This window comes from Pseudarthrobacter sp. MEB009 (genome assembly GCF_030208875.1).
Taxonomy (GTDB): Bacteria; Actinomycetota; Actinomycetes; order Actinomycetales; family Micrococcaceae; genus Arthrobacter.
Window position 1 is genome coordinate 104,861 of record NZ_JARVTC010000009.1, and the last position, 6,484, is coordinate 111,344.

Genomic DNA, 6,484 nt, shown 5'->3' on the forward strand with positions numbered 1-6,484 from the left:
AACTGTCTGTTGGCGTCCACGTGACAAAGATGCATAAACCGTCCACAAATCATGCACAATTGGGTTTATGGAAACGCGGCGCCTCGAAGTACTGCTCGAACTCTCTCGCCAGGGGTCGATGCGCCACGTGGCGGATATCCTGGGCACCACCACCTCCACCGTCTCCCAGCAGATCGCGGCTTTGGCGCGCGAAGCCGGAACCCCGCTGCTGGAACCGGTGGGCAGGGGAGTGCGGCTCACCCCGGCAGGCCGCCGGCTGGCCCATCATGCCGGCCTCATCGTCGCGGCCGTCAACGCTGCCACTGCCGAACTGGACCCTGCAGCGGAGCCTGCCGGTACCGTGCGCGTGGCCGGCTTCGTCACCGCAGTCCGCAGCATCATCATGCCGATCGTGGGTGACCTGGCCGGCAGCCACCCGGATGTGAAGATCGAGGTCCGGGAGCACGAACCGGCCGAGGCGCTGGCCCTGCTGGCTGCCGACGAGGTGGACCTGGCGCTGACCTACGATTACACGCTGGCGCCGGACAGGGCCGGGAGGGAGTTTGATTCCATCGCGTTGTGGAGCACGCTGTGGAGCCTGGGCGTGCCGGACTCCGCGGCCGCTGTCAGCGGGACTGCACAGGAGATTTTTTGGTCCCTGCGGGAACGGGACTGGATCGGCAATTCCCGGAACCGGGCTGATGAGGAGGTCCTGCGGCTGATTTCTTCCATGGCGGGTTTCGAGCCCCACGTCAGGCATCAGGCAGACAGTCTAGATCTTGTGGAGGACCTGATTGTCGCAGGAATGGGTGTGGGGCTTTTGCCGGCCAACCGGAGGCCCGCCCCGGGCGTCACCCTGCTCCCGTTGGCGGACCCCGTAGTCCGGATGCGTGCTTACGCCCGGACCAGGCCCGGCAACAGTTCCTGGCCGGCACTGGCTGCTGTCCTGGGACTCGTCACCGGCCGGGCTGCAACCCTGCCGGACCTGGGCACCCCGGCCGGTACGGACTGACGGAACAACTGACCAGCCGGACGTCCCCCGCACGCCGGGCGGCCGCCGTCGTCAGCGGATGGGTGGGGCGGCGACCAAACGCGGCTCTAGTTTTTGTCCTTGCCTTTGCCTTTGTCCCCGCCGTCGTTGCCGTTCCCGTTATTGGAGCCGCTGTCGTTGCCGTTATCGCCGGAGTTGGAGTCGCTGTTGCCGCTGCCTGGGTCCGGGGCAGGCGCCTCCGTGGCAGCCGGAGCCGGCACAACGGTCTCCGGCGACGCGGGTGGTTTCGTGGCGGCCTTTTCCGCCGCTGCCTTCTCAGCCGCCGCCTTCTCCGCCGCAATCCTGGCGTCCTCGGCAGCTTTCTGGGCCGCCGCCAGGTCCGCCTGCAGGTCGGCGCGGACACCGTCGGCGATCGTGGTGACGCTCTTATGCCGCTCCGTGGAGATCTGGCCCTTCGCCAGGGCAGCATCCAACTCCGCGTCCAGGCTGTCCAGGGCCTTGAGTGCCGCGGCCGGGTCATTTTTCGCCGACGCCTGGGTCACTTCCAGGACGCGTTCCTGGAGTTGCCGGGCAGTGTCGCGCTGCAGCCCTGTTTCGCCGCCGGAGCAGCCGGCCAGCAGGCCCAGCGCAAGGAGGGCGGCGGACCAGATCACCGGGATCCGTCGCCACCGCTTCGGAGGGAGGGACGTTCTCATGGCTCCACGCTCCTTTGCAGGTTCTCAAGCTGGTCGCCCAGGGTGCCGGTTACTTCGGGATAGGGCACAACGCCGGACGCATCGGGAAGCAGGTTCAGAAGGACAACGGTGACTACCACCGCGAATGCCGCCAGAAGGGCGAGGATCAGCCCGAGCCGGGACCTCCACTTTGGGCGTGGTTCACTGGGGGTGTCCGACGCGGGCGGCAGCGTCTGGGATCCAGTGCTTTCCGTGGTCTCCTCGACCGTGACGGATGGCGGGTGGAAGGGCATGGCCGGGAGTACCCTGGTGGTGTCCGAAACGAGCCCGCCGGGTGTGGACTCCGGTGAGACGAGGGCCTGCCGCAGCGAAGCTTCGATGTCGGCGGCTGCGGGCCGCTCCAAGGGTTCGATCGAGGTCATGGAGCGGAGCAGGTCGGCCCATTCGCCGGGCAGGTCGTCCGGGATCTCCGGGGCACGGTGCAGCCGCGCCACTGCGGATTCGATCGCGCTGCCGGGGTACTCCACCACACCCTTGATGCATTCCAGGAGGACAAGGCCCAGCGAGTAGATATCCGTTGCGCCGGTCAGCGGTTCGCCCTGGGCCTGCTCGGGGCTGAGGTAGGCTGCCGTTCCCACCATGGTTCCCGTAGAGGTCAGCCGGGTGGCATCAACGATCCTGGCAATGCCAAAGTCCGTCAGTTTGGGCCGTACGGGCTCTCCCGGCCGGTTCTGCACCAGCAGGATGTTCCCGGGTTTGATGTCGCGGTGGATGATGCCGAGGCCGTGGACGTACGCCAACGCGTCGGCAATGCCGGCGCCGATGACAGAGAGCTCGTCCAAGGGCACCAGGCTGTGCCTGATGCGGCTGCGCAGGTCCTGGCCCGCCACGAGTTCCATGGTGAGGAACGGCCGTGGTTCGTCAGGAACCCTTTCGTCGGTTCCGGCGTCGAACAGGGTGACCAGCCCGGGATGGTTCAGCGTCGCCAGAAGCTGGATTTCCGCTTCCTGCCGCTTCAGGTCATCGGCGTCCGGAGCCTGCGGTGCGAAGAGTTTGAGGGCCACGTCGCGGCCCAGATTTTCGTCCCGGGCGCAGTACACGGCGGACATCCCGCCGCGACCAATCACCTCACCCAACTTGTACCGGCCGCCGACCATCTCCTGTGTGATGGAACTGGGCACTTCCGCCACCATGACGTATTCCTCCTGGTAGCTGCGGGAATCCTGTACGCAAAGTATACGTCCACGGCCCGCGTGGATAGCTGGCCGGTGGGGCTTAGGGAACGGTCCGGTGCCGCCGTCAGTGCCGGTCGTTGGGGTAGCTGACGCCGAGCTGCCCGCGCACCCCGTCGAAGAGGCGCATGGTGTTCAAAGAGTCGTCCAGCGGCATGACCGGGCTTTCGGTCAGGCCCTGCTGGATGCAGCGGGTTACCTCCCGCAGCTCGTAGGTGTACCCGCGGCCAACTGTCTCGAACGTTTCGGTCCGGCGGTCATCCCAGCCGCTGGCGATCATGATTTCGCGCGGATTATTGATGGATCCTACGGTCTGGAGGAAGCCCAGGCTTCCGGCGACGGTAGCGGTCCGTGGCCCGTGCGCCAGGAGGGACGAGGTGAGCTGAGCCTGGGCGCCGCCGTTGTAGCCGAGCGTCATGGCATTCTGGGCGTCAACGCCGTCGTCATTGACCACACCTGTGGCACTGACGGTCTGCGGAAACCCCAGGGTTCCCAAAGCCCACAGCAGCGGATACACGGACAGGTCCAGCAGCGCTCCGCCGCCGTCCTGCCGGGCCCAAAGCCGGGCCGTGGGGGAGTAGGGGGCCGGGAAGCCCAGGTCGGCAGTGACCCAGTGGATGTCTCCCAGTTCGCCGGACGCCGCAATCTCAAACGCCCGCTGCATGGAGGGCAGGAACCTGCTCCATACCGCTTCCATCAGGAACAGGTTCCCGCTCCTCGCCATCCCGATCAGCTCGGCGGCCTCACGCGCATTGATGGTCAGGGCCTTTTCGCAGAGGACGTGCTTTCCGGCCTGCAGCGCCGCCAGGACGATTTTGTGGTGCTGCGCATGCGGGGTGGCCACGTAAACCACGTCCACCGCATCATCGGCGAGAAGCCGCTGATAGCCGGGTACACCGCCGTCGTCACCGTAGGCGTGCCCCACCCCGTACTCCGCCGCGAAGGCGTCCGCGGACGCCTGGCTCCGCGAGCTGACGGCATGCAGCTCCGCATCCGCCAGCATCGCCAGGTCCCCGGTCACGGACCTGGCGATCCCACCCGTGGCGATGATGCCCCAGCGCAGCGGTTTGCCGGTGGCGGAGCGGGGATCGGAATCGGACTGGCTGGTCAGCCACGGCGTGGCGATGGGCGTAGTCATGGTGACCATCCTCTCATTCAGGCAGGGGCCCGCCGGCGTCGGACATGCCTGAGGGGCGGGGCCTTGCGGGCCCCGCCCCGCTGCACCCGGCGCCCGGAACTAGGCCGACGCACCAGCCACGGCTTTGGCGCGGACCGGCTCTTCGGTCAGCTTGCCCTGCTGCAGGCGGAAGCGCCTGTCGGTCTTGTTGGCCAATGCCCTGTCGTGGGTGACCACCAGGATAGTGGTGTTGTGCTCCCGGCGGAGGCTGCTGAGCAGTTCGATGATGTGGTCACCGGTCTGCTCGTCCAGGTTGCCGGTGGGCTCATCCGCGAGGATCAGCTTGGGTTCGTTGGCCAGTGCGCGGGCAATGGCCACGCGCTGCTGCTCGCCACCGGAGAGCCTGTTGACCCGCCGCCCGTGTTTCTCCGGATCCAGCTGCACCTGCTCCAGCAGCTCCCTGGCCCGCTGCAGGCGGGCAGCCCTGCGGAGGCCGGCGAATTCCATCGGCAGCATCACGTTATCGACGGCGGACAGATTTGGGATCAGGTTGAACTGCTGGAAAACGAACCCGATGTCCCGGCGCCGGTATTCCGTCAGTTTCCGGTCCGGCATTTTGGCCAGGCTCACGCCGTTGACCACAACGTCGCCGCTGGTGGGTTTGTCCAGGGCCCCGAGCAGGGACAGCAGGGTGCTCTTTCCGCTGCCGCTCTTGCCCACAATGGAGGCCAGGGTGCCCTGGGCGAGTTCGAAGCTGACATCGTTGACGGGTTTGATGGTGCGGTCACCGGAGTTGAAGGTGCGGACCAGGTTCTTGACTTCAATCATGGCTATTCTCCTCGCAGGACTTCGATGGGACGGATGCGTGCTGTCAGCAGGGCCGGCACCAGTGCGCCGATGATCGCCACACCGAAGACTGCGGCGATTCCGCCGGCAATCACGCCGGGCGAGGCGCTCGCCGTGACGGACGTCAGCAGTTGGGAAGCGCCGCCGAACGGACCGCCCTGCCCGCCGGGGAATCCTGCGCCGCCGCCGGGCATCCCCGCTCCGCCGGCAGCCCCGGCCATGGCCGCGCCGCGCCCGGTGGTGGCTGCCGTCGTCGTGCTGGTGGTGTTGGTGCTGATCAGTGCCGAGGCGATGCCGCCGCTGGCGAAGGAGGCGATAATGGCGCCAGCCGCGCTGCCCAGGGCCGCGAGGACCAGGGCTTCGAGGACAAACTGCAGGCCGATGGTGCGGTTGGGCGCGCCGATGGCCTTGAGCACACCGATTTCCCGGCGGCGCTCGCGGACCAGCATCACCATGATCAGCAGGATGATCAGTCCGGCCGTGCCGAGGGCGGCGATGAAAGCGATGAAGGAAATGTTCTTGACGCTGCCCAGCGAGCTGACGGCGGTCTCAAGGTTCTGGCCCTGGGTGACGTCCGCCGCGTCGGTGCCGAGGGCGGCCTGCAGCGCGGTCTTCGCCGTGTCGACGTTCTCCAGCGAGTCCACGGTGACAATCATGCTGGACAGCTCGCCGGGCACCCCGGCCAGGGCCTGGGCGGTGGGGAGCGTCAGGTAGGCGGCGTTGTTGCCGAACGTGGTGCCGGCGTCGAACAGGCCCGCCACGGTGTACGTCTGGTCGTTGATGGTGAACGTGGACCCGATGGCGAGGTTGTTCTTCGCGGCCAGCGTGGTCCCCAGCAGCGCGTTGGTGGATTCCGCGGAGTAGTCGCCCAGCCCGGTGCCTGCTGTGATGTTCAGGGCCTTGCCGGCTGTGTCCACTTCGGCGCCGACACCGGTGGCGGTGATGGGCAGCGACCGGACCGGCTGGGTGGTGCCCGTGGTGCCGCTTGCCTGGTTGCGGTTCCCCAACGTGCCGGCGTCAACGGCCGCGGTGAGGCTGGTGGTCAGTGTTGCCGCGGCCTGGCCGCCGGGCCCGCCCTGGCCGCCCGGCCCGCCCTGGCCGCCGGCAGCGGTCTGGGCCGCAGCTTCGGTGGCGTTACGCAGGCGCAGGGATGAGGTTCCGACGACGGCACTGACGTTGGGCACGGCCGCCGCGGTGGCTGCCTGGTTGGCGGTGAGCGGCTCGCCGCCGCCTTCGAAGCCCTGGCCACCGGCAGGGTTTACGGTGAGGACCGTCCCCACGGACGCGTTGAGTTCCTGGACTTTGGCGCCAACGGCCTGGTTGGCCACCAGCATGGCCAGGGCCAGTCCGATGGCAACGGCCAGCACTGCCACCACGGCGGCCGTGCGGACCTTGTTTCTGAAGGCGTTGCCTACACTGCGGGCAAGGACGCTCACGTTACTCCTATGGATCAGGTGCCGGCACGGAAGGCCGGCGTCGGATCCACACTCGCGGGCCATCCTGTGCAACAAACCGGCCGGACCTGTGCCTGGGCTGTGAAGGCTGCGGGCACCGGATCCGGGCACGGAAAAGCCCGGCCCCCTTGGAAGGGGCGGTTTCTAGGGGTCGTTGCAACACCTGTTGGTTAGGTGGTTAGTAGTAAATC

The 6,484-nt window shown here is 67.5% G+C and carries 6 protein-coding genes; 1 reads left to right on the forward strand and 5 read right to left on the reverse strand.

What is annotated here, in order from left to right; all coding sequences use genetic code 11:
- The first annotated feature begins 67 nt into the window (after positions 1-67).
- On the forward strand, positions 68-991 hold the full coding sequence (locus QRN07_RS08965) for a LysR family transcriptional regulator (RefSeq protein ID WP_285240899.1): 924 nt from the start codon (positions 68-70) through the stop codon (positions 989-991).
- 86 nt (positions 992-1,077) lie between these two features.
- Here the strand turns inward: QRN07_RS08965 and QRN07_RS08970 are convergent, their stop codons facing one another.
- The 5 genes from QRN07_RS08970 to QRN07_RS08990 all read right to left on the reverse strand — a co-directional run bounded on the left by QRN07_RS08970 (position 1,078) and on the right by QRN07_RS08990 (position 6,275).
- The gene (locus QRN07_RS08970) at positions 1,078-1,665 is read right to left on the reverse strand and encodes a hypothetical protein (RefSeq protein ID WP_285240900.1); all 588 of its coding nucleotides are present in this window, start codon (positions 1,663-1,665) and stop codon (positions 1,078-1,080) included.
- Positions 1,662-2,837, reverse strand: a complete 1,176-nt coding sequence (locus QRN07_RS08975; RefSeq protein ID WP_285240901.1) for a serine/threonine-protein kinase — start codon at positions 2,835-2,837, stop codon at positions 1,662-1,664. Before QRN07_RS08975 ends, QRN07_RS08970 begins: the two co-directional genes overlap by 4 nt.
- Positions 2,838-2,943: 106 nt before the next feature.
- On the reverse strand, positions 2,944-4,014 hold the full coding sequence (locus tag QRN07_RS08980; protein ID WP_050684915.1) for a Gfo/Idh/MocA family protein: 1,071 nt from the start codon (positions 4,012-4,014) through the stop codon (positions 2,944-2,946).
- A gap of 99 nt (positions 4,015-4,113) precedes the next feature.
- Positions 4,114-4,821, reverse strand: a complete 708-nt coding sequence (locus QRN07_RS08985; protein WP_285240902.1) for an ABC transporter ATP-binding protein — start codon at positions 4,819-4,821, stop codon at positions 4,114-4,116.
- Positions 4,822-4,823: 2 nt separating this feature from the next.
- Entirely contained in the window at positions 4,824-6,275 is a 1,452-nt protein-coding gene (locus QRN07_RS08990; RefSeq protein ID WP_285240903.1) for an ABC transporter permease, read from the reverse strand.
- Between the last annotated feature and the right edge of the window lie 209 nt (positions 6,276-6,484).

Excerpts from the sequence above, each read along its gene's own strand:
- QRN07_RS08980 (WP_050684915.1), bottom strand. The coding sequence starts at position 4,014 with ATGACTACGCCCATCGCCACGCCGTGGCTGACCAGCCAGTCCGATTCC.
- QRN07_RS08985 (WP_285240902.1), bottom strand. The coding sequence starts at position 4,821 with ATGATTGAAGTCAAGAACCTGGTCCGCACCTTCAACTCCGGTGACCGC.
- QRN07_RS08975 (WP_285240901.1), bottom strand. The coding sequence starts at position 2,837 with ATGGTGGCGGAAGTGCCCAGTTCCATCACACAGGAGATGGTCGGCGGC.
- QRN07_RS08970 (WP_285240900.1), bottom strand. The coding sequence starts at position 1,665 with ATGAGAACGTCCCTCCCTCCGAAGCGGTGGCGACGGATCCCGGTGATC.
- QRN07_RS08965 (WP_285240899.1), top strand. The coding sequence starts at position 68 with ATGGAAACGCGGCGCCTCGAAGTACTGCTCGAACTCTCTCGCCAGGGG.